The sequence below is a fragment of the Pikeienuella sp. genome, from assembly GCF_046290545.1.
In the GTDB taxonomy this organism is placed as follows: Bacteria; Pseudomonadota; Alphaproteobacteria; order Rhodobacterales; family Rhodobacteraceae; genus Pikeienuella.
Genome location: NZ_JBKAGV010000005.1, coordinates 87,820 through 110,880, shown reverse-complemented (window position 1 = coordinate 110,880; position 23,061 = coordinate 87,820). Strand labels below are relative to the sequence as shown.

General features: G+C 71.8%; 19 protein-coding genes. 6 read left to right on the top strand and 13 right to left on the bottom strand.

The window, feature by feature from the left end; translation table 11 throughout:
• Positions 1-53 precede the first annotated feature (53 nt).
• From ACE37J_RS03180 to ACE37J_RS03160, 5 genes are read right to left on the bottom strand one after another with little or no spacing between them, the layout of a single operon-like run.
• Complete coding sequence (locus ACE37J_RS03180; protein WP_409706911.1) at positions 54-560, bottom strand: RNA pyrophosphohydrolase; 507 nt, start codon at positions 558-560, stop codon at positions 54-56.
• Positions 557-1,876 carry a S41 family peptidase gene (locus ACE37J_RS03175; protein WP_409706908.1) on the bottom strand — a complete coding sequence of 440 codons (1,320 nt, stop codon included), beginning with the start codon at positions 1,874-1,876 and terminating at the stop codon, positions 557-559. The genes ACE37J_RS03180 and ACE37J_RS03175 overlap by 4 nt, the downstream gene beginning before the upstream one ends.
• Positions 1,873-3,006 (bottom strand): murein hydrolase activator EnvC family protein, encoded by a 1,134-nt coding sequence (locus ACE37J_RS03170; protein WP_409706905.1) that lies wholly within the window; start codon positions 3,004-3,006, stop codon positions 1,873-1,875. The genes ACE37J_RS03175 and ACE37J_RS03170 overlap by 4 nt, the downstream gene beginning before the upstream one ends.
• Positions 3,003-4,529, bottom strand: coding sequence for a 2,3-bisphosphoglycerate-independent phosphoglycerate mutase (gpmI, locus tag ACE37J_RS03165; RefSeq protein WP_409706902.1), 1,527 nt, complete (start codon positions 4,527-4,529; stop codon positions 3,003-3,005). Before gpmI ends, ACE37J_RS03170 begins: the two co-directional genes overlap by 4 nt.
• Positions 4,526-5,770 (bottom strand): class I SAM-dependent methyltransferase, encoded by a 1,245-nt coding sequence (locus ACE37J_RS03160; RefSeq protein WP_409706899.1) that lies wholly within the window; start codon positions 5,768-5,770, stop codon positions 4,526-4,528. The genes gpmI and ACE37J_RS03160 overlap by 4 nt, the downstream gene beginning before the upstream one ends.
• 99 nt (positions 5,771-5,869) lie before the next feature.
• Between ACE37J_RS03160 and ACE37J_RS03155 the strand changes: the two genes are divergently transcribed.
• Positions 5,870-6,325 carry a hypothetical protein gene (locus ACE37J_RS03155; protein ID WP_409706896.1) on the top strand — a complete coding sequence of 152 codons (456 nt, stop codon included), beginning with the start codon at positions 5,870-5,872 and terminating at the stop codon, positions 6,323-6,325.
• A 310-nt stretch (positions 6,326-6,635) separates the two neighbouring features.
• On the opposite strand, the gene ACE37J_RS03150 is transcribed toward ACE37J_RS03155, so the two are convergent.
• The 6 genes from ACE37J_RS03150 to ACE37J_RS03125 form a co-directional block, all read right to left on the bottom strand.
• Positions 6,636-7,406: an enoyl-CoA hydratase gene (locus tag ACE37J_RS03150; protein ID WP_409706893.1), complete on the bottom strand. Its 771-nt coding sequence runs from the start codon at positions 7,404-7,406 to the stop codon at positions 6,636-6,638.
• Complete coding sequence (gene mmsB, locus ACE37J_RS03145; RefSeq protein WP_409706890.1) at positions 7,403-8,278, bottom strand: 3-hydroxyisobutyrate dehydrogenase; 876 nt, start codon at positions 8,276-8,278, stop codon at positions 7,403-7,405. Before mmsB ends, ACE37J_RS03150 begins: the two co-directional genes overlap by 4 nt.
• 11 nt (positions 8,279-8,289) lie before the next feature.
• On the bottom strand, positions 8,290-9,327 hold the full coding sequence (locus ACE37J_RS03140) for an enoyl-CoA hydratase/isomerase family protein (protein WP_409706887.1): 1,038 nt from the start codon (positions 9,325-9,327) through the stop codon (positions 8,290-8,292).
• Positions 9,324-10,472, bottom strand: a complete 1,149-nt coding sequence (locus ACE37J_RS03135; RefSeq protein WP_409706884.1) for an acyl-CoA dehydrogenase family protein — start codon at positions 10,470-10,472, stop codon at positions 9,324-9,326. Before ACE37J_RS03135 ends, ACE37J_RS03140 begins: the two co-directional genes overlap by 4 nt.
• Positions 10,473-10,526: 54 nt before the next feature.
• Positions 10,527-11,561 (bottom strand): Ldh family oxidoreductase, encoded by a 1,035-nt coding sequence (locus ACE37J_RS03130; protein ID WP_409706881.1) that lies wholly within the window; start codon positions 11,559-11,561, stop codon positions 10,527-10,529.
• 560 nt (positions 11,562-12,121) lie between these two features.
• Positions 12,122-13,732 (bottom strand): hypothetical protein, encoded by a 1,611-nt coding sequence (locus ACE37J_RS03125; RefSeq protein WP_409706877.1) that lies wholly within the window; start codon positions 13,730-13,732, stop codon positions 12,122-12,124.
• Positions 13,733-14,172: 440 nt separating this feature from the next.
• Here ACE37J_RS03125 and pdeM point away from each other — a divergent pair, with 440 nt between their 5' ends.
• The 4 genes from pdeM (at position 14,173) to ACE37J_RS03105 (ending at position 19,992) form a co-directional block, all read left to right on the top strand.
• Positions 14,173-14,865 (top strand): ligase-associated DNA damage response endonuclease PdeM, encoded by a 693-nt coding sequence (gene pdeM / locus ACE37J_RS03120; protein WP_409706874.1) that lies wholly within the window; start codon positions 14,173-14,175, stop codon positions 14,863-14,865.
• Positions 14,862-16,049, top strand: a complete 1,188-nt coding sequence (locus ACE37J_RS03115) for a TIGR03862 family flavoprotein (protein WP_409706872.1) — start codon at positions 14,862-14,864, stop codon at positions 16,047-16,049. Before pdeM ends, ACE37J_RS03115 begins: the two co-directional genes overlap by 4 nt.
• 33 nt (positions 16,050-16,082) lie before the next feature.
• Positions 16,083-16,757: a hypothetical protein gene (locus ACE37J_RS03110; RefSeq protein ID WP_409706869.1), complete on the top strand. Its 675-nt coding sequence runs from the start codon at positions 16,083-16,085 to the stop codon at positions 16,755-16,757.
• A 310-nt stretch (positions 16,758-17,067) separates the two neighbouring features.
• Positions 17,068-19,992, top strand: coding sequence for an error-prone DNA polymerase (locus ACE37J_RS03105; RefSeq protein WP_409706866.1), 2,925 nt, complete (start codon positions 17,068-17,070; stop codon positions 19,990-19,992).
• A 246-nt stretch (positions 19,993-20,238) separates the two neighbouring features.
• Here ACE37J_RS03105 and ACE37J_RS03100 read toward each other — a convergent pair whose 3' ends face one another.
• Together ACE37J_RS03100 and ACE37J_RS03095 are read right to left on the bottom strand one after the other, a co-directional pair.
• Positions 20,239-20,601: a hypothetical protein gene (locus ACE37J_RS03100; RefSeq protein WP_409706863.1), complete on the bottom strand. Its 363-nt coding sequence runs from the start codon at positions 20,599-20,601 to the stop codon at positions 20,239-20,241.
• A 184-nt stretch (positions 20,602-20,785) separates the two neighbouring features.
• Positions 20,786-21,142, bottom strand: a complete 357-nt coding sequence (locus tag ACE37J_RS03095) for a DUF2794 domain-containing protein (protein ID WP_409706860.1) — start codon at positions 21,140-21,142, stop codon at positions 20,786-20,788.
• 238 nt (positions 21,143-21,380) lie between these two features.
• Here ACE37J_RS03095 and ACE37J_RS03090 point away from each other — a divergent pair, with 238 nt between their 5' ends.
• Positions 21,381-22,961, top strand: coding sequence for a gamma-glutamyltransferase family protein (locus tag ACE37J_RS03090; RefSeq protein ID WP_409706857.1), 1,581 nt, complete (start codon positions 21,381-21,383; stop codon positions 22,959-22,961).
• The last annotated feature ends 100 nt before the right edge of the window (positions 22,962-23,061 follow it).

The following is a 23,061-nucleotide window of genomic DNA, read 5'->3' as shown; positions in this document are numbered from 1 at the left end:
CGCCAGCCTTAGCGCGGCGCGGGGGCCGGCGCACGGGCGGAGTTGTCGCGGCCTCAGCCGGGCCCGACCAGCCCGGCGAATTCCCCGAACACCGCCTCGTAGACCTGCCGCTTGAAGGGCACGATCCGCTCCATCAGCGCCTCGGGCGCCATCCAGCGCCATTCGCTGAACTCGGGATGCTCCCCGTCGATCCGCACCTCGGAATCGGCGCCGAGGAAGCGGAGGAGGAACCATTTCTGCTCCTGCCCGCGGAACCGCCCGCCCCAGAGCTTCGGGATCAGGTCCGCCGGCAGGTCATAGGGAATCCACCCCGCCGTCTCGGCCAGCACGGCGACGCGCACCGGATCGAGGCCCGTCTCCTCCCCGAGTTCGCGGAGCGCAGCCTCGCGCGGGGTCTCCCCCTCGTCGATCCCGCCCTGCGGCATCTGCCAGGCGGGGCCCGGATTGTCGATCCGCCGCCCAGCGAACACCTCCCCGGCCCGGTTCATCAGCACGAGGCCGACGCAGGGCCGGTAGGGGAGCGACGCGAAGGCCGCCGCCCCGGCTTCCGCCCCGCTCATTTCGTCTGCGCGATGACCGAGAGGCCGGTGAGAAGGTCCAGCGCATAGGCGAGCTGGAGATCGTCCTCCCGCAGCTTCGCGGTCGCCTCGTGCCGCTCCCGCTCCTCCTTGAGGAGCTGCTGTTCCTCCTCGGTCAGCTGGTTTTCGAGGCTGCCGCGGAGATCGGCCTCGCTGCGGCGGGTGAGCGGCCCCGCCGCCTCCGGCTCGGCCTCGAACTTCCGCTGCTCGACAAGAATGTCGGGCTCGATGCCGAGCGCCTGGATCGAGCGGCCGGAGGGCGTGTAGTAGCGCGCCGTCGTCAGCCGCATCGCGCCCTGGCCCGAAAGCGGCATGATGGTCTGCACGGAGCCCTTCCCGAAGCTCTTCTCGCCCACGATGATCGCGCGGCGATGATCCTGCAGCGCGCCCGCGACGATCTCCGAGGCGGAGGCGGAGCCGCCGTTGATGAGGACGACGATGGGCTTGCCGCCTGTCAGGTCCCCCGGCTCGGCGTTGTGGCGCTCGCTGTCATCCGTGTTCCGCCCGCGGGTGGAGACGATCTCCCCCGTCTCGAGGAAGGCGTCGGAGACGGAGATCGCCTGGTTCAGCAGGCCGCCCGGATTGTTCCGGAGGTCGATCACGTAGCCCTTGATCCTGTCCTCTCCGATCTCGGCCGTCACCTCGGCGATGCCGGATTCGAGATTGTCGAAGGTCTGCTCGTTGAAGGTGGTGATGCGGATGACGCCGACATCCCCCTCCGCCCGCGCGCGCACGGCGCGGATCTTGATCGTGTCGCGGACGATGGAGATCTCGAACGGCTCCTCCCGCCCCTCGCGGAGAATGGTGAGCGTGATCTCCTCGCCCACGCGCCCGCGCATCCTCTCGACCGCCTCGGCGAGGGTGAGGCCGAGCACCGGCTCCCCGTCCAGCGCGGAGATGAAGTCCCCCGCCTCGATGCCCGCCTTTGCGGCGGGCGTCTCGTCGATCGGGGCGACGACCTTCACGAGGCCGTTCTCCATCGTGACCTCGATGCCGAGCCCGCCGAACTCGCCCTTGGTCTGGACGCGCATGTCCTCGAAATTTTCGGGCGGCAGGTAGCTCGAATGCGGGTCGAGCGAGGCGAGCATGCCGTTGATGGCGCTTTCGATCAGCTTCGCCTCGTCCACCTGGTCGACATACTGGCTGCGCACCCGCTCGAAAATGTCGCCGAAGAGATCGAGCTGCTCATAGGTGCTGCGGGCGCCGTTCTCCTGCGCCACGAGCGGGGGGGTCAGCTGGGTCGCCGCGAAGACGCCGAGCGCCGCGCCGCCGATGACGCCGATGAACGCCTGTTTCATGGTCTCTCGCCTTCCTCGTTATCGAATGCGAACCAGATCGCCGGGTCCGCCGGCGCGCCGCTTCGTCTCACCTCCATATAGAGCGTTTCGGCGGGGAGGGTTTCAACCGCCGACATCGCCGCGATCAAAAATTCTTCAGCGGCCGGCGCCGGGCCGCCCATCGCGCCGACGGGCGCGCCCGCGGGCACGATGTCCCCCGCCGCGACGCTGACGCCGGAAAGGCCGGAGAGGACGATCAGCATGTCCGGGTCCGGCTCCAGAATCACCACCGCGCCTTCGGCGCCGAAGGGGCCGGCGAAGCGCACCGCGCTGGGCCAGGGGGCGTAGACCGCGGCCCAGGGCGCGGTCGCGACCTCCACGCCTTCCGCCGGCCCGCCCGCGCCCGGCGCGCCGAAGCGGCGGCGGAGCGGGCCCTCCGCGGGCGGCGGCAGGGAGCGGGCGGCGGCGAAGCTGGCGGCGCGGGGCCGGTCCGCGAGGCCGGAGGGCGGCAGGGAGCGGGCGAGGGCGCGCAGCGTCTCCGCCCCGGCGGCGAGCGCCGCCGCCTCCCCTTTCAGACGCTCGGCGAGGGTCGGATCGGGCGCCGCGCCCGCCCCCTCCCGCATCGCGGCGGCGAGGTCGCCGCGGGTGCGCTGGAGCGCGGCGAGCGCGGCGCGGGCGGATTCGGCGGCCGCTTCGCGCGCTTCGTCGATCGCGGCGATCTCCTTCAGCGTCCCGGCCAGCGCCGCCGCCTCTCGCGCCAGTTCCGGGGCGAAGGCGGCGAGGCTCATCTCCGCCCGCGCCGCGGCGACCGGGCCGCCGGGATGCGCCAGCGTCGCCGCGCGCGGCGCCCGCTCCAGCCGCTGCAGCGCGGAGAGGACGGCGAGGAGCCGCCGCTCCTCCGCCCGGAGCGCGGCGTCGATCTCCGCCCGCCGCCCGGCGCCCGCGCGAAGATCGTCCCTGAGCGAGGCGAGCGCCGCCTCCCGCGCCTGCGCCGCGCGGCCGAGCGCGGCGAGCCGCTCTTCGGGCGAGCGGGCGGCGGAGAGGAGCGCCTCGGCCCGCTCCAGCATCTCCGCCGCGCGCTGCGCCGCCGCCTCGTCCGCCGCCGCGGGGCCGGCGAAGGCCAGCGCGAGGAGGAGTGCGAGACGGATCATCGGGCGAGGAGGCTCCGCCCAGTCATCTCCGGCGGCGGCTTCAGGCCCATGAGGTCCAGCAGCGTCGGCGCGATATCCGCGAGCCGCCCCGGCCCTTCGAGCCGAACGCCGGGAACGCCGGCGAGGAAGGCGGCGACCGGCGTCGTCGTGTGCGCGGTGTGCGGGCCGCCGGTTTCCGGGTCGACCATCATCTCGCAATTGCCGTGATCGGCGGTCACGATCATCGCGCCCCCCGCCCGCTCCAGCGCCGCGAGCGCGGCGCCGAGCGCGCGGTCCACCGCCTCGCAGGCGCGGATCGCGGCCTGGAGGTCGCCGGTATGGCCCACCATATCCGGGTTGGCGAAGTTCACGACGACGAGGTCATGCGCGCCGCCCTCGATCCCGGCGACGAGCGCGCCCGAAACCTCGGCGGCGGACATTTCCGGCTTCAGGTCATAGGTCCGCACCTTCGGGCTCGGCGCCATGAAGCGCGCCTCGCGCTCGTTCGGCGTCTCCTCCCCGCCGTTCAGGAAGAAGGTGACATGCGGATATTTCTCCGTCTCGGCCAGCCGCAGCTGCGCCCCGCCCTGCTTCGCCACCCATTCGCCGAGCGTGTTGGCGAGCGGCTCCGCCGGGAAGAGGACGGACATGAAGCGGTCATGCCGCTCCGAATAGGAGACGAGGCCGGCCATGGCGGAAAATTCGGGGCGCGCGGAGGCGTCGAATCCGTCGAAGCCCGGCTCCCCGAGCGCGGAGAGGAGTTCGCGCGCCCGGTCCGCCCGGAAATTGAGGAAGAGCACGCCGTCCCCCTCCCGCGCGCCCTCGTAGCCGTCGATAACGGTCGGCGTCACGAATTCGTCCGTCTCGCCGCGGGCGCGGGCGTCGCCCAGCGCCTCCGCCGCCGTCTCCGCCGCCTCGCCCTCGCCGAGGACGATGGCGCGCCAGGCGGCTTCCACCCGGTCCCACCTCTTGTCCCGGTCCATGGCGTAGAAGCGGCCCGAGACGGTGGCGATCTCGCCGGCGCCGCCAAGGTCCGGGAGGAAGGCGGAAAGATATTCCGGCGCCGCCTCGGGCGGCGTATCCCGCCCGTCGGTGAAGAGATGGAGGAGGACGGGAACGCCGAGCGCCTTCAGCGCCTTCGCCGCCGCCGCGATGTGGCGCTGATGGGCGTGGACGCCGCCGGGGCTCATCAGGCCCATGAGATGCGCGCGCCCGCCCGCCGCCTTCACCTGCGCGGCGAAGTCGAGCAGCGCCTTGTTCTCCGCGAAGCTCCCGTCCGCGATGGCCTTGTCGATCTTCGGCAGGTCCATCCAGACGACGCGGCCCGCGCCGATGTTCATGTGCCCGACCTCGGAATTCCCCATCTGCCCCTCGGGGAGGCCGACATCGGGGCCGGAACAGGCGAGCATGGCGGGCGGCGCGGCGGCGACGAGCGAATCCCAGTTCGGCGTTTCCGCCTGCGCGACGGCGTTCGCCTCCCGCGCCTCCCGCCAGCCCCAGCCGTCGAGGATGCAGAGGACGACGGGCTTGACCGCGCCCTTCACGCCGCGATCCCCGCCGCCCGCTCGGCCGCTTCGAGCCGCGCCTCCGCCTCCCCGATGAAGGCGCGGGAGCGGGGCGCCTCGTCATGCCGCTTGGTCAGGATGATCTGGAAATTCGCCAGCTTGCCGAAGCGGAAGCTGATTTCCGAGGTGATGAGGTAGAGGTCCCACATCCGGAAGAAGCGCTCGTCATAGAGCTTCAGCGCCTCCTCCCGGTTCTCGTGGAACCGCCGCCGCCAGTCCCTCAGCGTGTCGGCGTAGTGCATGGTCAGAATCTCGACGTCCTTCACCAGCAGCTTCGTCTTCTCGATGGCCGGGAACGTCTCCCCGAGGCTCGGGATATGGCCGTTCGGGAAGATGTATTTCTCGACGAAGGGCGGGTCCGCGCGGTTCGGCTTCTGCCGCACAATGGAGTGGATCACGGCGACGCCGCCGGGCGCCAGCAGCCGTTCGATCTGCCGGAAATATTCCTCGAAATGGTGCGGACCGACATGTTCGAACATGCCGACGGAGACGATCCGGTCGAAAGTCCCCTGCACCTCCCTGTAATCCTGCAGCCGGAACTTCGCGCGGTCCGCCATCCCCGCCGCCGCCGCGCGTTCATTGGCGACGCGAAGCTGCTCCTCCGCCAGCGTGACGCCGAGCACCTCGGCGCCCGAGACCTGTGCGAGATAGAGCCCCATCCCGCCCCAGCCGCAGCCGATGTCGAGCACGCGGAGGCCGGGCTCCAGATGCATCTTCGCCGCAATATGCCGCTTCTTCTTCCGCTGCGCCTCCTCCAGCGTTTCCTCCCCCGTCTCGAAATAGGCGCAGGAATATTGCAGGTCCGCATCGAGAAAGAGGCGGAAGAGCCGCTCGTCGAGGTCGTAATGATGCGCGACGTTCCGCTTCGACTGTTCGGGGAGGACATGCCGGCGCAGCATCCGGTGCAGCGCGCGCCCCGCCTCCCGCATCGCCGCAGGGGCGGAGGCGAAGCCGCGGGCGCCGTTCTTCTTCGCGAGAGCGAGGAAGTCGTAAAGCTCCCCCCGCTCCACGATCAGGTTCCCGTCCATGTACTGCTCGGCGAATTGCAGCGACGGGTCGAGCCAGACCGCCCGCGCCGCCGCCTCGCTCGCCACGCGCACGCGGGCGACGGGGGCGGAGCCGTCCCCGAAACTCTCCTCCCGACCGGAGGGGAACACAACCTCCAGCGCGCCCTTGCGGATCCCGCGCTTCAGCATCCCCCGGAGCCGGTCTTCGAACATGTCGCGCCCTTTCGCCTGCCTCGCGCGGCTTAGCGCAGCCGCGCGCCGATGTGAAGGAACGCATGGGCGCGGGGCGCGCGGGCGGGTAACGTCTCCGGCATGATGCGCGCGCTCCTGCCCCTGCTTCTCCTCGCCGCCCAGCCCGCGGCGGCGGAATTTCGCGTGACGCTCGCCAACGGCGAGGCGGCCCGGCTCGAACTGGTGAACGAGGCGGACTGCGCGACCGGGCCGTTCGAGTTCATGCTCGATCTGCGCCTTGCGGGGCGTGGCGCCCGCTTCGCCGCGGAGCCCGCCTTCCGGGCCGAGGCGGGCGGGGAGCGCATCGCCGCCGCCGCGCCGCTCGGCTCGGACGGGCGGGTGCTGACCCTCGCGCTGGCGGACCTGCCGCCGGGCGGATCGCTGGTCCTGACCCTGCCGATGGAGGACGGGCGCGGCGCCCCGCTCCGCGACCTCTCCGGCGCCGTCGCCGCCGTCGTGTTCCGCAGCGAGCGGAACGATGGGGAATTCGGGCCGGAGGGCGCCGTGCGGCTGGCGGGGTTCGGCTGCGCGGGGTGAGGGCGATCAGGCCGACAGGCGCCGGAGCGGCGCGCGAAGGGCCGCGGCTTCCCTCGGAGGGCCGCCTCGAAACAGGTGGCCTCAGCGGTTTATGGCGTCAAGAACTCTCACGGCTGCACATCTTGCGCCGTAGCGATGCGGCCTCCCATGCGGGAGGGAGGCCGCGGCCCGGGCTGGACGCCCGGGCCAAGGGTCAAGCGGGGCGCGCGGCGACTCCGCCCGGCCGGGTCAAAAGGGCCTGATTCCGTTTCAGGACGCAGGCCGCGTCGGCGCCGTGGGGCTCGCAGGGTTCGGCTGCGCCGGCTTAGGGCTATTCGTGCTTGAACTCCGCCTTCCGCTTCGCCGTAAACGCCGCCATGCCCTCCTTCTGGTCATGCCCGGCGAAGAGGCCGAAGAAGACGCGGCGCTCGTAATGGAGGCCCTCGGCGAGCGAGGTCTCGAAGGCGCGGTCCACCGCCTCCTTCGCGACCATGGTGGCGGGCTTGGAATAGCCGGCGATGGTCTCCGCCGCCTCCATCGCCGCGTCCATCAGCGTCTCGGCCGGCACGACGCGGGAGACGAGGCCGCAGCGCTCCGCCTCCGCCGCGTCCATCATCCGGCCCGTCAGCACCATGTCCATCGTCTTGGCCTTGCCGATATAGCGGGCCATGCGCTGCGAGCCGCCCATGCCGGGGATGACGCCGAGCTTGATCTCGGGCTGGCCGAATTTCGCGTTGTCCGCCGCGATGATGAAGTCGCACATCATGGCGAGCTCGCAGCCGCCGCCGAGCGCGTAGCCGGCCACCGCGGCGATCTTCGGCGTGCGGAGGCGGGCGAACCTGTCCCAGCCGCTGAAGTAGTCGCCGTAATACATGTCCATCTGGTCGCGGTCCGCCATCTCCTTGATGTCGGCGCCGGCGGCGAAGGCCTTTTCCGATCCGGTGACGATGAGGCAGCCGACCTCGCGCTTGGCGTCGAGCGCGCTCGCCTTCTCCAGCATCTCCTCCAGCACGGCGGCGTTCAGCGCGTTGAGCGCCTGCGGCCGGTTGAGGCGGAGGATGGCGACGCGCCCCTTCCGCTCGACGATCACAGCCTCGCTCATCCCGCGTTCCTTTCCATCGATCCGAGCCGTTTCAGCATGGCGGAGAAGTCCTGCCCCCCGCCGCCCTCGGCGACCATCGCCTCGTAAAGCGCCCGCGCATGTTCGCCAAGCGGAGTCGCGGCGCCGACGGAGGACGCGGCGGCCTGCGCGAGCGTCAGGTCCTTCAGCATCAGGACTGCGGCGAAGCCGGGCTTGTAGTCGTTGTCAGCCGGCGATTTCGGGCCCACGCCCGGCGCCGGGCAATAGGCGTTCATCGACCAGGAATAGCCCGACGAGGTGCTCACGACGTCGAACATCGCCTGCCGCGAAAGCCCGAGCTTGTCGGCCAGCGCGAAGGCCTCGCAGGTCACGATCATCGTCGCGCCGAGGATCATGTTGTTGCAGATCTTCGCGGCCTGCCCCGCCCCCGGCCCGCCGCAATGCACCGCCTTCTGGCCCATGACCTCGAAGAGCGGCTTCGCGGCGGCGAAGGCCTCGTCCGCCCCGCCGCACATGAAGGTCAGCGTGCCCGCCGCGGCGCCGCCGACGCCGCCGGAGACGGGCGCGTCGACGGAGAGGAGCCCGGCCGCCGCCGCCGCCTCGTGCGCGGCGCGGGCGGCGGCGACGTCCACCGTCGAGCAGTCGATCAGCACGGCGCCGTTCCGCGCCGCCGGCGCGATCTCCGCCATCACGGCGGAGAGGATCGCGCCGTTCGGCAGCATGGCGATGACCGCGTCCCGCCCCGAAGCGGCCTCCGCCGCCGTCGCGGCCCGCGCCACCCCCTCGACCGTGACGGGCGCAAGGTCGAACCCCGTCACCTCATGCCCGGCCTTCGCGAGATTGGCGGCCATCGGCGCGCCCATGTTGCCGAGGCCGATGAATCCGATCTTCATGGCGTCTCCCCTCAGAGTTTCAGCTCGTCCGGCCCGAGCGGGGCGAGCATCGCCGCCACGTCCCTGGCCGTCACGTCGGAAAGCCGGGGCTTCGCCCATTGCGGCTTCCTGTCCTTGTCGATCACCGCGGCGCGGATGCCTTCAAGAAACTCGCCCTGCTCCATGCAGCGCGCGGTGAATCGGTATTCCTGCGCCAGCGCCTCTTCAAGCGTCATGTGCCGGGCGGCGCGGATCATCTCCATGGCCGAGGCGACGGAGAGCGGGCAGCCGCGACGGAGCGCCTTCAGCGTCGCCGTCGCCCAGGGGAGGCCGGCGCGCTCCCCCTCCTCCAGCTTCGCCTCCAGCTCGACCGGCGAGGCCGCCCCGAAGGCGTCGTCGATGGGGAGGCGGAAATAGTCCAGCTCCCCCGGCGGCGGGGCGGCGGCGAAAGACTGGATGACGGCCGGGTCGCCCGTCTCCGCCAGCTTCGCCTTCAACGCCTCCAGCCGGTCCTTCGGCACGAACACGTCGGCGAAGCCGGCGTGGATCGCATCCGCAGGCCCCATCCGCGCCCCCGTCATGCCGAGATATTCCCCCGCCCGCCCCGGCGCATTGGCGAGGAGCCAGGAGCCGCCGACATCGGGCACGAGCCCGATGCCGCATTCCGGCATGGCGACCTCCGTCCCCTCCGTCACCACCCGATGCGAGCCGAGCGCGGAGACGCCGACCCCGCCGCCCATGACGAAGCCGTGCATGATTGCGACAAAGGGCTTCGGATAGCGCGCGATCTTCGCGTTCAGCCTGTATTCGAAGGCCCAGAAGGCTTTGCCGAAAGCAAAATCCCCCGCCCGGCCGGTCGCGTAGAGATCGCGGATGTCCCCCCCGGCGGCGAAGGCCCTCTCCCCCGCCGCGTCGATCAGCACGAGGGAGACCGCCGGGTCCTTCTCCCATCCGTCCAGCGCCGCGTCGATGGCGCGGAGCATGTCATTGGTCAGCGCGTTCAGCGCCTCCGGCCGGTTGAGGGTGATGCGCCCGGCGCGCCCCTCGACCCGGATCAGGATCTCGCTCACGCCGCGCGCTCCGCCAGCAGGGCGCGGGAGACGATGACCCGCATGATCTCGTTCGTCCCTTCGAGAATCTGGTGGACCCTGAGGTCCCGCACGATCTTCTCCACCCCGTAATCCGCCAGATAGCCGTAGCCGCCATGGAGCTGCAGCGCGTCGTTCGCCACGTCGAACGAGGCGTCGGTGACGAACTTCTTCGCCATCGCGCAGAACTTGGTGGCGTCGGGCGCGCCGGAATCCAGCTTCCACGCCGCCTGCCGGAGGAAGATGCGCGCGGCCTGGAGCGAGGTCTCCATGTCCGCCAGCTTGAACTGCAATCCCTGGAACTGGTCGATGGACTTGCCGAAGGCCTTCCGCTCCCCGGCATAGCGGAGCGCGGCGGTGAGCGCCGCCTGCGCGCCGCCGAGCGCGGAGGCGGCGATGTTGAGCCGCCCGCCGTCCAGCCCCGCCATGGCGTAGGAGAAGCCCTTGCCCTCCTCCCCGATCAGGTTCGCCGCCGGCGCCTTCGCCGCGTCGAACTGCACCTGCGCGGTGGGCTGGGCGCGCCAGCCCATCTTGTCCTCCGGCTTGCCGAAGGAGAGGCCCTCCGCCCCATCCTCCACGATGATGGCGGAGACGCCCTTCGGCCCCTCCCCGCCCGTCCGGCACATCACGACATAGGCGTCGGAATAGCCGCCCCCCGAGATGAAGGCCTTCGTCCCCGTCAGGCTCCAGCCCTCGTTCGTCCGCTCCGCCTTCGTGCGGAGCGCGGCGGCGTCGGAGCCCGAGCCGGGCTCGGTGAGGCAATAGGAGATCACCGTCTCCATCGAACAGAGCCGGGGCAGCCACTCCGCCTTCATCTCGGCCGAGCCGAACCGGTCGATCATCCCGGCGCACATGTTGTGGATCGAGAGGAAGGAGCTGACGGCGGGGCAGGCCATCGCCAGCGCCTCGAAGACAAGCGTCGCGTCGAGCCGCGTGAGGCCGGAGCCGCCATACTCCTCGGAGACATAGATCCCGCCAAGCCCGAGCGCCGCGACCTTCGGCCAGAGATCCTTCGGGATCGTCCCCTCCGCCTCCCAGCGGCGGGCATGGGGCGCGATCTCCGCCTGGCCGAATTCACGGGCCATGTCGAAGATCGCCTGCTGTTCCTCGCTCAGGGCGAAATCCATCTCAGTCCTCTCTCGGGTGACGGGTGGGTGACATTAACCCGCGACCGCCGCGCATCAAGGCAGGTCCGAGACCGGCGCGCCGATCTCCGCCGCCGCCGCCTTCATGAGCGCGAGCGTCGCGACGGGGACCGGCACGCCGGAAGCCCGCCGCTTCGCCGCCAGCGCCGCCTCCCGCCGCCCCGGGATCTCGACTCCGGCGACGCCCGGCGCCGGCTTCGTCGCCGCCACCTCCGCCGCCGCCGCCTCCGCCGCCGCCGCGTAGCAAGCGGGCGCGCGGAAGCGGGAAAGGTCCACGCAGACGATCATCCAGTTCATGCCGGATTGCGCCTCCGCCGCCACCGCCTCCCCGATCAGCTCCGCGACGAGCGCCATGCCGAAGCCCTTCGGCCCCGCCGCGGGGAGGATCGCGCCGCCCGCCTCATAGGCCGCAGGGTCCGTCGCCGGGCGGCCCTCCGCGTCCATGATGAGCCCCTCTGGCAGCATCCGCCCGGCGGATTTCGCCGCCAGCACCTTCCCCGCCGCCGCCGCCGAGGTCGCGAAGTCGAAGCCCACCGGCCCGCCCTCCCCCGCCGGAACCGAGACGGACCACGGGTTCGTCGGCAGCGCCCCCTTCGCCCCGCCATAGGGCGCGACCTGCCGCCACATCGAGCGCCCGGCGCCGCCCGTCACGATCCCGAGGCAACCCATCGAAGCCGCCTGGTCCGCGAAGGCGCCCATCCGCCCGGTATGGTAGACGTTGGAGACGCCGCAGGCCCCCGCCCCGTGCCGGAGCGCAAGCGCCGCCGCCTCCGCCGCCGCCATCCGGCAGGCCGGCATCCCGAAGCCGTTCCGCCCGTCCACCAGCGCCCCGCCGCCTTCGGCCACCGTGAGGACGGGCCCCGCCGAAGGCTCGAACCAGCCCGCCCGCGCATGGCCGAGATATTGCGGGAGCCGCACGGTCCCGTGGCTGTGGACGCCGCAAAGGTCGCTCTCCACCAGATGCGCGGCGACCTCGGCGGCGATCTCCTCGGGCGAGCCCATCGCGCGGAGGAAGCCGGCGGCGAAGCGCGTGAGCGCCGCGGCGTCGATCAGGAGGTCGTCGCTCGTCATGGGGCAGGCTCCGGGGCGGGACTCAGGCTGGGAGCCGGACTATGCCCGGCGCGCGGCGGCGGGCGCAAGCGAGGGGGAGGGCCTTTGGCCGAAGCAAGCATGGCTGCGCCGGAGCGAAGCGCCACGGCCCCGAAAAGCGGGTCTCCCGTGGAGACCCGCAGGGGCCGTTCGGCCGGAGCCCCCGCGAAGGCCGAGTGGCGCGAAGCCGCCGCGTCGGGTTGCATCGGCCCGCGGCCGCCCGTGGTGGCCGCGGACTCGCGGCCGCCTGGGGGCGGGCGGCCGCGGGCCGCTACGCGGGGCGTATCGGCCGGGCGCCAATCCGCGGGTGACGAAATAAAACGGCGCCGAAGCGAAGCGCCACGGAGCCCCTGCGAAGGCCGAGAGGCGCCAAGCCGCCGCGTCGGTCGAAGATCGGGCCGTGCACGCCGCGGTGGGCGCGGTGACGCGCCCGCCGAGGGTCGGGCGTATACGCCCGACGCGGGCGCGGGCCGATCCGCCGCGGGTCAGATCGGCCGGGCGCTCTTGGGAGGCGTTGCGAGACGTTCCGAGCAAACGCTCTTTCAAAGAAACCCGTCGATCCAGTCCTTCAGCTCGTCCCAGATTTTACCTAGTTCCTTCGCGACCTTCGCATACTCCTTCTCTTTCCTCGCGCGAGTGACGGAATCTTCTACAACTTCCAGCGCCTTCTTCCCCCCGTCCCGAAGCATCAGCCAGATGCGCGCGAGGTTCTCCGCAAGCCGCCGCCGCTCGCCGAGATCGACGGTAGAGAGCGCCTCGCCCGCCGGAAGCTGCGCATCGGAAAGCCGCACCGCCTCCACATCCTCGCGCAGCGCGTCGGCGTATTCCTTTTCGAGGATCGCGCTCAGCGCCTTCACCGCCTCGGCAAGCTGCTCCCGCCGCGCCTCGTCCGTCGGCGGCGCGGTCGTCCCGGCGCGGGCGGCGTGGGTGGCGGCGAGGTCGGGATAGTGGAAACGGATGTCCCGCGCCGCGTCGTCAAAGGCCATGCGCAACTGCGCCGTTTCAGCTGAATCCGAAACCGCATCCTTCGCGATCTGCCCGTCGAGCAGGCGCACGGTCGCCTCGCAGGCGTCATGGATGCGGTCCGGGTGGAGCGGCGTCTGGTCGAGCAGGCGCAGGAGGCGCGTGAACTGGAAATCGAGGAACCGGTATTCCTGCGTCCACGAAGGCTGCGCGCGCTGCCAGTCCATGATTTCGCGCAGCGTATCGGCATGGTTCAGCACCGCATCGGCGGGCGTGAAATTTTCCTTGACGGGCGGCCGCTGCGCCAGCGGCTCCCGCCCGATCTCGCCCGTCTCCGGGTTGACGCGCGGGAGTTGCGCGGGGCGCAGCTTCTCGATCAGCCTGTGCTTCTCCTCGATCTCCCGCAGCGCCCGGTTCGCCAGCTTCGGCCCCTGCGCCCACGGGATCGCCTCGCTCGTCACCCGCTCGATCTCCAGCGGCTCGTTCGGCGGGTCGCCCCGGAGGCGGCGGTCATACCACTCGGTCCAGACGCCCCAATCCTCCGCCTCCAGATCCTTCAGCCGCCGCCGCTCCGCCGCGTCGAGATGCGGCCCCATCCCCCGCGCCTCCTCCTTCGCGACGGTGCGGTGGAGTTCGGCCTTCACCTCGTTCCAGCGTTTGGCGATGGAGCCGGGCTGTTGTTTCCAGAGCTTGGAAAGCGCGAGAGAAGCGGCGGCTTCGTCGGTGAGGTCGGCGGCGGCGGAGAGAAACTCGATGTCGAACTCGACTTCTGACCAAAAGGCGGCGCGGGCGGCGGCGGCGTCGAAGGCGGCGGCGGCGCGGCGGCGGGCGCCGGGGGGCGGCGGCGAAGGCGGGCGGCGTGCGCGGCGCGGGCGGCGGGCGGCGGCGGCGCAGGCGGCGGCGGCGGCGGCGGCGGGGCGGCGGCGGAGGCGGCGTCGGCGGCGAGGCGGCGGCGTCGGCGGCGGGCGGCGGCGGCGGCGTCGGCGGCGAAGGCGGCGGCGGCGGCGCGGGGCGGCGGCGCGGCGTCGGCGGCGAAGCGGCGGCGGCGGGGGCGCGGGCGGCGGCGGCGGGGCGCGGGCGGCGGCGGCGGCGGCGGCGGCGAAGGCGGCGGCGGCGGGGGCGGCGGGCGGGCTTCGCTGTGGGCCGGGAACCCAGCATAGGCCCACGGGGTAGGCGCATGTCGTCAACAAGCAGGCGCGCCAAGCCTCACTGTTCGCATTGTCGCTCACAGCCGCAAACAGCGCCGCCGCACGCCGCCCGCGCCGATCGCCACCGCCAGCTCTTCGGCTTGCCCTCAAGCCCGCTTCCAACTCTTCTCGTCCACCCCGCCCGCCCTCTCCGCCTCTCCCCGATCCACCACGCCCCGCCCCGCCCGCCAAACCCTTTCCGCCTTCTCCCGGCCCCGGCCTTGAGCCGGGGCCTCGCGGGGTGGGGCGCGACCGACGAGCGTGCGCTTCATTCGTCGGGGTCCCGGCTCGAGGCCGGGACCGGCGCTTGCGGCGGCGGGCGCATGTGCGGAGCGAAGCGCTATTTCAGATTTCCAAACAATCCCAACCACATAACCCCCTTGCACCCCGTGTGCGCACCCATCCCCCTTGCCTTCCCGCCCCGGCCCGGCTTCTCTCCTCCCATGTCCTACGCCTTCACCCTCGCCGGCCAGCCGCTCCGCGCCCTTCCGGCCCGCGCGCTCTGGGCGCCGGGGCTCCGGCTGCTCGCCGTCTCGGACCTCCATCTCGGCAAGGCGGAGCGGATCGCGCGGCGGGAGGGGCGGATGGTCCCCCCCTACGAGACGGAGGAGACGCTGGCGCGGCTTGGCGATCTCGTCTCCGTCTTCCGGCCCGCCACCGTGATCTGCCTCGGGGACAGTTTCGACGACGACCGGGCGGCGGAGGCGCTCTCCCCCGCCCATCGCACGGCGCTCGCCGGGCTGATGGCGGGGCGGCGCTGGATCTGGATCGCGGGAAACCATGACCCTGCCCCGCCCGAGCTTGGCGGCGCGCAGGTCGCGCAGCACCGGGAGGCGGGGCTCGTCTTCCGGCACGAGGCGGCGCTCCGGCTCGGGCCAGGCGAGGGCGGCGAGGTTTCGGGCCATTACCACCCCAAGGCGCGGATCGCGGGCCGCGCCCTCCCCGCCTTCCTGATCGACGAGGCGCGGGCGATCCTCCCCGCCTTCGGGCTCTACACGGGCGGGCTCGACGTGGCGGACGCGGCGTTCGACCCGCTGGCGAGCCCCGCGGCGCAGGCGCTCGCCCTCTCCCGGCAGGTCACGCCCGTCCCCCGCGCGGCGCTCGTCGCCGCGGCGCGGCGGCGGCGGCCGGTGTGAGCGGCGAAGCGCTCGTCATCGGCTCCGGCCCCGCCGGGCTGATGGCGGCGGAGGCGATGGCGGAGGCGGGGCTGAAAGTGACCGTGGTGGAGGCGAAGCCCTCCCCGGCGCGGAAATTCCTGATGGCGGGGAAGTCCGGCCTCAACCTCACCAAGGCGGAAGCGCCCGGCGCCTTCCTCGCCGCCTATGAGGAGGCGGAGGAGTGGCTCCGCCCCATGCTCGCCGAGTTCGGGCCGGAGGATGCGATGCGCTGGGCGGAGGGGCTCGGCCAGCCCGTCTTCACCGGGCCGACGGGCCGCGTCTTCCCCGTCGCCATGAAGGCCTCGCCCCTCCTCCGCGCCTGGCTCGCGCGGCTCGAAGGGCGCGGCGTCACGCTCCGCCGCCGCTGGCGCTGGACGGGGTGGGAGGGGGAGGCGTTTTCCTTCGAGACGCCGGAGGGCCCCGCGCGGCTCAACCCGTCTGTCACTGTTCTCGCCCTCGGCGGCGCAAGCTGGGCGCGGCTCGGGTCGGACGGGGCCTGGGCCCCGCTCCTCGCCGCGAAGGGGGTGGAGGTGGCGCCCTTCCGCCCCGCGAACATGGGGCTTTCGGTCGAATGGTCGGCCCATATGGCGCCCTTCCTCGGCGCGCCGCTGAAGGCCGTGGCGCTCCATGCGGGGGGCCGCACCTCCCGCGGGGAGGTCGCGATCTCCGCAAGGGGGATCGAGGGCGGCGGGCTCTACGCCCTCTCCCGCCCCCTGCGGGAGGGCGCGGCGCTGGCGCTCGACCTCCTGCCAGACCTCTCGGAGGCGGAGGCCGCGCGCCGCCTTTCCCGCGTGAAGCCCGGCGCCTCCGTCTCCGAGGCGCTCCGCCGCGCGCTCGCCCTCCCGCCGGTGAAGCGCGCCCTCCTCATGGAATGCGCCCGCCCCCTGCCCCGCGACCCCGCCGCCCTCGCCCGGCTCGCCAAGGCGCTCCCCCTCCCCCATCGCGGCCCCCGCCCGATGGACGAGGCGATCTCCACCGCCGGCGGAATCGCGCTTGCGGCGCTCGACGAGGGCCTGATGCTCCGCGCCCTCCCGGGCGTCTTCGCCGCCGGCGAGATGCTGGACTGGGAGGCGCCGACGGGCGGCTACCTCCTCACCGCCTGCCTCGCGACGGGCCTTTGGGCCGGGCGGGCGGCGGCGCGGTTCGCCGCGCGGGGCGCGTGACGGGCGCGCCCGCCCGGGCTATCGTGGCGGCGATTGGCAGAGGGGGCGATGGGCATGGAGCGGCAGGATGCGGATGGTCCCTGCGTGTGGGTCGCCAAACCAATCGTCACTTCTGACCTCAACTACGGCTTCACCTGTCAGCTTGCGGAGGATGACCTCGCCCAGCTTGCCGAACTGAACAAGGCTTCATGGCGGGGCGAGGCCATTTCGTCCGACGACCTGCCTTCCGCGATGTGGATCAGCCCGCGATTCCGGGGGGACGATCGGCGCAAGCTGCCGCATCTCTTCGTGGCGGGCGGTCTTGTGACAGTGTCCGAAGCCTTCGCCGAGACGCTGGCCGATTTCCCGCTCGGTCAAACCCGTCTGCACCCGGTGGAGCTGTGGCGCCTGAACCGGAAGGAGCGGTTTCCGGGGTCCTTCTACTTCCTGAACGTCGCGGAAGTGCACCGGTTCTTTTCGCCGGAGCACTCGGCGCGGTGGGAGCCCTTCAAGAACTCGAGATCGACCTATCTCGGCGCGCCGTGCCCCGATACGCAAGACGACGACCTGACCGTCATTCCGGGCGCGCTGACAGGCCCCGCGATCTGGGTGGACGACACGCTGGGCAGCACGGTCTTCTTCTCCGACCCGCTCGTCCGCGCGCTCCGCGCCGCGAAGCTGACGGGCCGACTAGAGTTCTATCGCTGCCGCGTGGCGACGGCGCACTGAGCGGGGCGGCCCCGGTCTTCCCCCCGGCCTCGACCAGCATCTCTCCGGGGGAGAGATGCCGAGGCCGTCGCCCGGAGGCGCAAGCCGGAGGGCGAGGGGCGCCAAGCCGCCGCGTCGGTTGAAGATCTGTCCGTGGTCGTCGCGGCGAGCGCGGACTCGCGGTCGCCGGGGGGCGACGACCGCGGGCAGATCAGCCGCGGGTCTGATCTGCCGGGCGCTCTTGGGAGCGGTTCGCTCATGGGCAAACCCGCCCGGACTCGAAAAGAGAACAAAACAGGAATATATCTCCGGCAGCCATCCGGAACCGCCCATGCTCCCCGAACTCTCCGCCACCACCAACTTCACCTTCCTCACCGGCGCCTCCCATCCCGAAGAGATGGCGCGGCGGGCGGGGGAGCTGGGGCTGACGCACATTGCGGTGGCGGACCGGAATTCGGTGGCGGGCGTCGTCCGCGCCCATGTCGCGCTCCGCGAGATGGCGCGGGAGGGCGCGGCCTCCGTGCGGGAGAAGACGAATGTGGACTACAACGACGTCCGCGCGCGGGCGGCGAAGGCGGGCGCCGCCTCGCGCGACGGGCCGGCGAAGCCCGCCCCGCCGCCATCCCCCGCAGCCGCCCCGCTCCGCTCCCTGCCGCAACTGATCCCCGGCGCGCGGCTCGTCCTGACCGACGGGGCGGAGATCACCGCCCTGCCGCGGGATCGCGCCGCCTGGGGGCGGCTCTGCCGGCTCCTGACGCTCGGCAAACGGCGGGCGGAGAAGGGAGGCTGCCTCCTCACGCCCGAGGATGTCGAGGCCGGGGCGGAGGGGATTCACCTCCTCCTGCATCCGGGCGGGGAAGAGACGGAGGCGCGGCTCCGCCGGCTCCGCGCGCGGGCTTCGGGAGGGGCGGAGACGGGCCTCCTCCTCGCCCCGCTCTATGACGGGCGGGACCGCGCGCGCCTCGCCGCCCATGCCGCCCTTGCCGCGCGGGCGGGGGCGCCGGCCGTCGCCTCCGCCGCGCCGCTCATGCACCGGGCCGCGCGCCGCCCGCTGGCGGACGTGCTGACGGCGATCCGCCTCGGCCGGCGGGTGGACGATCTCGGCGCCGCCGCGCTCGCCAACGCCGAGCGGCGCCTCCGGAGCCCGGAGGAGCTGGCGCGGCTCTTCCGCGACCATCCCGCCGCGCTGGAGGCCGCGCGCGCCCTCGCCGCCGAGTGCCGCTTCTCCCTCGACGAGCTGAAATACGAATATCCCGACGAGGTCTCGAACGGGGAGGAGCCGCAGGCCCGGCTCGAACGCCTCGCATGGGAGGGCCTCGCCCATCGCTATCCGGACGGGGCGCCGGAGCGGGTGCGGGCGATGGCGGCGCGGGAGCTGAAGCTTATCGAGAAACTCGGCTACGCCCGCTATTTCCTCACCGTGAAGGGCCTCGTGGACTTCGCGGAAAGCCGCGGCATCCTCGCCCAGGGCCGCGGCTCCGCCGCCAATTCCGTCGTCTGCTATGCGCTCCGCGTCACCGCCATCGGGCCCGAGATCGCCTCCATGGTGTTCGAGCGCTTCGTCTCCGAGGCGCGGGACGAGCCGCCGGATATCGACGTCGATTTCGAGCATGAGCGGCGGGAGGAAGTGATCCAGCACATCTACGAGACCTATGGGCGGGAGCGGGCGGGGCTCTGCGCCACCGTGATCCATTACCGCGCCCGGCGGGCGGTGCGGGAGGTGGGGAAGGCGATGGGCCTTTCCGCGGACGCCTGCGCCGCCATCGCGAGCCAGATCTGGGGCTGGGGCTCCGAAAGCGTGACGGACGAGCGGGTGAGGGAGATCGGGCTCGACCCGGCGGACCCGCGGCTCCGCCGCACGCTCGCCCTGATCCGGGAGATCATCGGCTTCCCCCGCCATCTCTCCCAGCATGTCGGCGGCTTCATCATGACGAAGGGGCGGCTCGACGAGCTCTGCCCCATCGAGAACGCGGCGATGGACGACCGGACCGTCATCGAATGGGACAAGGACGATATCGACGCGCTCGGCATCCTGAAGGTGGACGTGCTCTCCCTCGGCATGCTCACCTGCATCCGCAAGGCCTTCGCCCTGATCGAGCGGCACCACGGCGTCGGCTACAGCCTCGCCACGCTGCCGCCGGAGGACCCGGCGGTCTATGACATGCTCTGCAAGGCGGACAGCCTCGGCGTCTTCCAGGTGGAGAGCCGGGCGCAGATGAACTTCCTGCCGCGGATGCGGCCGCGCTGCTTCTACGACCTCGTGATCGAGGTCGCCATCGTCCGCCCCGGCCCGATCCAGGGGGACATGGTGCATCCCTATCTCCGCCGCCGCCGGGGGGAGGAGAAGGTGGAGTTCCCCTCCGACGCGCTCGGCCAGGTGCTGGGCAAGACGCTGGGCGTCCCGCTCTTCCAGGAGCAGGCGATGCAGATCGCCATCATCGGCGCCGGCTTCGACCCTTCGGAGGCGGACCGGCTGCGCCGCGCGCTGGCGACGTTCCGCAAGACCGGGACGATCCACACCTTCCGCGAACGCTTCATCGCGGGGATGCTCGCGAACGGGCATGATGCGGATTTCGCCGCGCGCTGCTTCTCCCAGATCGAGGGGTTCGGGGAATACGGCTTCCCCGAAAGCCATGCGGCGAGCTTCGCGCTCCTCGTCTACGCCTCCGCCTGGCTGAAGCGATGGCATCCCGGAATCTTCGCCTGCGCGCTGCTGAACAGCCAGCCGATGGGCTTCTACGCCCCGGCGCAGATCGTGCGGGACGCGCGGGAGCACGGGGTGGACGTTCGCCCCGTCTCCGTCAACGAAAGCTACTGGGACTGCACGATGGAGCCGGACGGGCGCGGCGGCCTCGCGCTCCGGCTCGGCTTCCGGCTGATCCGCGCGCTGGGGGAGGAGGACGGGCTCTGGCTCGCCGCCGCGCGGGGCAACGGCTATCGCAGCGTGGAGGACGTGCAGCGGAGGGCCGGGGCCGGGCCGCGCGCGCTGAAGGCGCTGGCGGAAGGGGACGCCTTCGCCGATCTCGGCCTCACGCGGCGGGAAGCGCTCTGGGAGGCGGAGGCGCTCCGCGCCGCGCGCCCGCTGCCGCTCTTCGAAGGGTTGCTGGAGGGGGAGGGGATCGCGGAGCCCGACCCGAACCTCCCCGTCGCGAGCCTCGGGGAGGAGATGGTGGAGGATTACCTCGCCCTCCGCCTCTCCCTCCGCGCCCATCCGCTGGCGCTGCTCAGGCCGGTGCTGACGCCGACGGGCGCGTGACGCGTGTCACGTCGCGGCGGGTTGCGGCTCATAGGGAAAGAAAGGGGCCTTCGACGACGCTTCAATTCCCGGCGTCCGGTGACGGGCCGGGATCGCAGGGACGGTCGAACCAGCTGCGGTCTCCGAGGGCTTCGCTATCGAGATTGCGCGAAGCGCACCGGGGAAGAAAGGGAGCGGTGGCGCCGTCATAGAGGAGACCGGGCCCGACCCAGCTGGTGTAGTAGCCATTGCATCCGTGTCTGCCGCTCAGCCCGCTGATCGCCATGGCCTGCGAGGAGTCAACCCGCCCCCGCCGTCGGCCTCAGCGTCATAGAGGCCGGTGAACTCGCGCTCCTTCGAGTACACGAAAACATAGCGGTCGTTGAAGCAGACGAATTCGACATCACGCGAAAGTCTGTTCTTTCCGTCCCTCGCGTAAAGATCCCAGCGGCCGTAGCGGCTCCAGTCGAACGCTCGACTTAACTGCATCCCGCTCGGAAGGGTTACGGATTCCTGGAATCTCATCGCCCACCGCGCGCCAGCGACCAACGCCCAGAGCAGGAACAATCCGGCCAGACAAAGCAGAATGTATCGGGCGAATGCGACCGCCAGAGATCTTGGCACGAACATCACCGCCCGCCGTCCACGCCTGGGCCTCGGTGCAGGTGATGGTCACGATGGAGGGCCTCCGCAGTCGGCCGCACGATCATTAAACTCTTGGCCGAACATCGCATCGGCCGACCGCTCCCCGCTTTCCCGAACCATATCCTGTGTCTCAACAGCGACGAAGAAACGGGGCTGTGCACGCCGCTCCTCAGTCCACCGCCTTCAGCAGCATCGCGTTGAAGAAGCGCATCACGATCCGGAGGTCGTGCCCCCGCTTCAGCACCCGCCCGTCCGCGCCGAGGATCGCATAGGCGCCCTGCTTCTGGGCGCGCTTCGGGTCCTTCTCGATGCGGAAGAGCGGATGCTCCGTCGCCCGGCGGAAAACGGAAAAGACGGCGCGGTCCGGCAGGAAGTCGATCGAATAATCCTTCCACTCGCCCGCGGCGACCATGCGGCCGTAGATGTCGAGGATCACGGAAAGCTCCGTTCGGTGGAATGCGACGCGCTCGGGCGCCGCGCTTTCCTTACGCCCCTGCCCGAAGGCGTTGCCATCAATCACGTTCATCGCCTGATGCAACCCCGTCTCGCCGCACAAGGCAAGCTTAATCCTCGCAAGAAATCATCGTTCCGCCGCATTCCCGTCGCCTTCGCGCCACGGGCGTTTCCGATCTGTAGGCAGCAGCAAGAAATTGCTGTCCCGGCGCCGCGCGATCAGCCCCCACCCCGAAACCGCGGCGCCGGGCCCCTCTTTCCCCCTGACCCCGCCTGCGCTAGAGGTCCGGACAAAATCCGGAGGAATCCTCATGCGCGATCTTCACCTGCCCGGCCGCTCCGCCGTCCTCGCCCGGAACGGCATGTGCGCCACGTCCCAGCCGCTCGCCGCCGAGGCGGCGGCGCGGATCATGGCGGAGGGCGGGAACGCGGTGGACGGCGCCATCGCCGCCGCCGTGCTCCTCGGCATCGCCGAGCCGGGCTCGACCTCGATCGGCGGGGACATGTTCGCGCTCGTCAAGCCGGCGGGGGAGGAGCGGATCATCGGGCTCAACGCCTCGGGCCGCGCGCCGAAGGCGCTGGACGCGGCGCGGCTCCGCGCCGAGGGGGCTCAGGCGGTCCCCATCGACAGCGTCCATTCCGTCACCCTCCCCGGCGCGATGGACGGGTTCTGCCGCCTCGCGGAGGATCACGGGCGGAAGGGCATCGACGCCTGCCTCGCCCCGGCGATCCGCTACGCCGAGGAAGGCGTCGCCATCGCGGAGCGCGCGGCCTTCGACTGGGCGACCTCGGGCGGCAAGATGAGGGGAGACGGCGCGAAGTTCTATCTGAACGGCGGCAAGCCCTACGCCAAGGGCGAGATCTTCCGCCAGCCGAACCAGGCCGAGGCGCTGCGGCGCGTGGCGAAGGCGGGCCGCGCCGGCTTCTACGAGGGCGAGGTGATGGAGGACATGCTCCGGAGCCTCAAGGCCCTCGGCGGGGCGCACGAGGCGGAGGATTTCGCGGCGACGCGCTCGGACTATGTCGAGCCCGTCATGGCGAAGTATCGCGGCTACGAGCTGGTGGAGCTGCCGCCGAACGGACAGGGCGTGACCGCCCTCCTGCTCGCGAAGATCCTCTCCCATTTCGACATCGCGTCGATGGACCCGTGGGGCGCCGAGCGGGCGCATCTGGAGGCGGAGGCGACGAAGCTCGCCTATGACGCCCGCGGCCGCTTCGTCGCGGACCCGGACCATGCGCTGACGGAGCGGATGCTTTCGGACGAGACGGCGGCGAAGCTCGCCGCGCTCATCGACATGGGCCGCGCCGCCCCCACCCCGCCGCCGGGCGCGGAGGCGGTGCACAGGGACACCGTCTATCTGACGACGGCGGACCGGGACGGGATGGTCGTCTCGATGATCTACTCGACCTTCCATCCGTTCGGCTCCGGCCTCGCCTCCGCGAAGTTCGGCATCAACTTCCAGAACCGCGGCGCCGGCTTCGTGCTGACCGAAGGCCACCCGAACGAGCTGAAGGGCGGCAAGCGGCCGCTCCACACGATCATCCCCGCGATGATCCGGAAGGAGGGCGCGCTCTGGGCCTCCTATGGCGTGATGGGCGGGCAGTATCAGGCGACGGGGCATTGCCGCGTCCTCTCCAACATCGCGGATTTCGGGATGGAGCCGCAGCAGGCGCTGGACGGCCCGCGCGCCTTCACCGACCCGTTCGACGGGAAGCTCCAGGTCGAGCGCGGCTATTCGGACGCCGCGCGCGCCGCGCTGGCGGCGAAGGGGCATGACGTCGTGATCCCCGACACGCCGATCGGCGGGGCGCAGATGATCCGGCTTCATGGCGAGGGCGTGCTCGAAGGCGCGTCCGACCCGCGGAAGGACGGCGCGGCGATCGGCTTCTGAGGCCAGCGCCCCCCTGCACACGCTGTGCAGGGGGGTTATATGGCTGATATATATGTGTATTCCGAAAGTTGGCCGAAGCGGGGCCGGCCGGCGTTCGAGC

Bases quoted from the DNA above. Each gene is read 5' to 3' on its own strand.
- ACE37J_RS03180 (WP_409706911.1), bottom strand. From the start codon at position 560: ATGAGCGGGGCGGAAGCCGGGGCGGCGGCCTTCGCGTCGCTCCCCTAC.
- ACE37J_RS03175 (WP_409706908.1), bottom strand. From the start codon at position 1,876: ATGAAACAGGCGTTCATCGGCGTCATCGGCGGCGCGGCGCTCGGCGTC.
- ACE37J_RS03170 (WP_409706905.1), bottom strand. From the start codon at position 3,006: ATGATCCGTCTCGCACTCCTCCTCGCGCTGGCCTTCGCCGGCCCCGCG.
- ACE37J_RS03160 (WP_409706899.1), bottom strand. From the start codon at position 5,770: ATGTTCGAAGACCGGCTCCGGGGGATGCTGAAGCGCGGGATCCGCAAG.
- ACE37J_RS03155 (WP_409706896.1), top strand. From the start codon at position 5,870: ATGATGCGCGCGCTCCTGCCCCTGCTTCTCCTCGCCGCCCAGCCCGCG.
- ACE37J_RS03150 (WP_409706893.1), bottom strand. From the start codon at position 7,406: ATGAGCGAGGCTGTGATCGTCGAGCGGAAGGGGCGCGTCGCCATCCTC.
- mmsB (WP_409706890.1), bottom strand. From the start codon at position 8,278: ATGAAGATCGGATTCATCGGCCTCGGCAACATGGGCGCGCCGATGGCC.
- ACE37J_RS03135 (WP_409706884.1), bottom strand. From the start codon at position 10,472: ATGGATTTCGCCCTGAGCGAGGAACAGCAGGCGATCTTCGACATGGCC.
- ACE37J_RS03130 (WP_409706881.1), bottom strand. From the start codon at position 11,561: ATGACGAGCGACGACCTCCTGATCGACGCCGCGGCGCTCACGCGCTTC.
- pdeM (WP_409706874.1), top strand. From the start codon at position 14,173: ATGTCCTACGCCTTCACCCTCGCCGGCCAGCCGCTCCGCGCCCTTCCG.
- ACE37J_RS03105 (WP_409706866.1), top strand. From the start codon at position 17,068: ATGCTCCCCGAACTCTCCGCCACCACCAACTTCACCTTCCTCACCGGC.
- ACE37J_RS03100 (WP_409706863.1), bottom strand. From the start codon at position 20,601: ATGTTCGTGCCAAGATCTCTGGCGGTCGCATTCGCCCGATACATTCTG.
- ACE37J_RS03095 (WP_409706860.1), bottom strand. From the start codon at position 21,142: ATGAACGTGATTGATGGCAACGCCTTCGGGCAGGGGCGTAAGGAAAGC.
- ACE37J_RS03090 (WP_409706857.1), top strand. From the start codon at position 21,381: ATGCGCGATCTTCACCTGCCCGGCCGCTCCGCCGTCCTCGCCCGGAAC.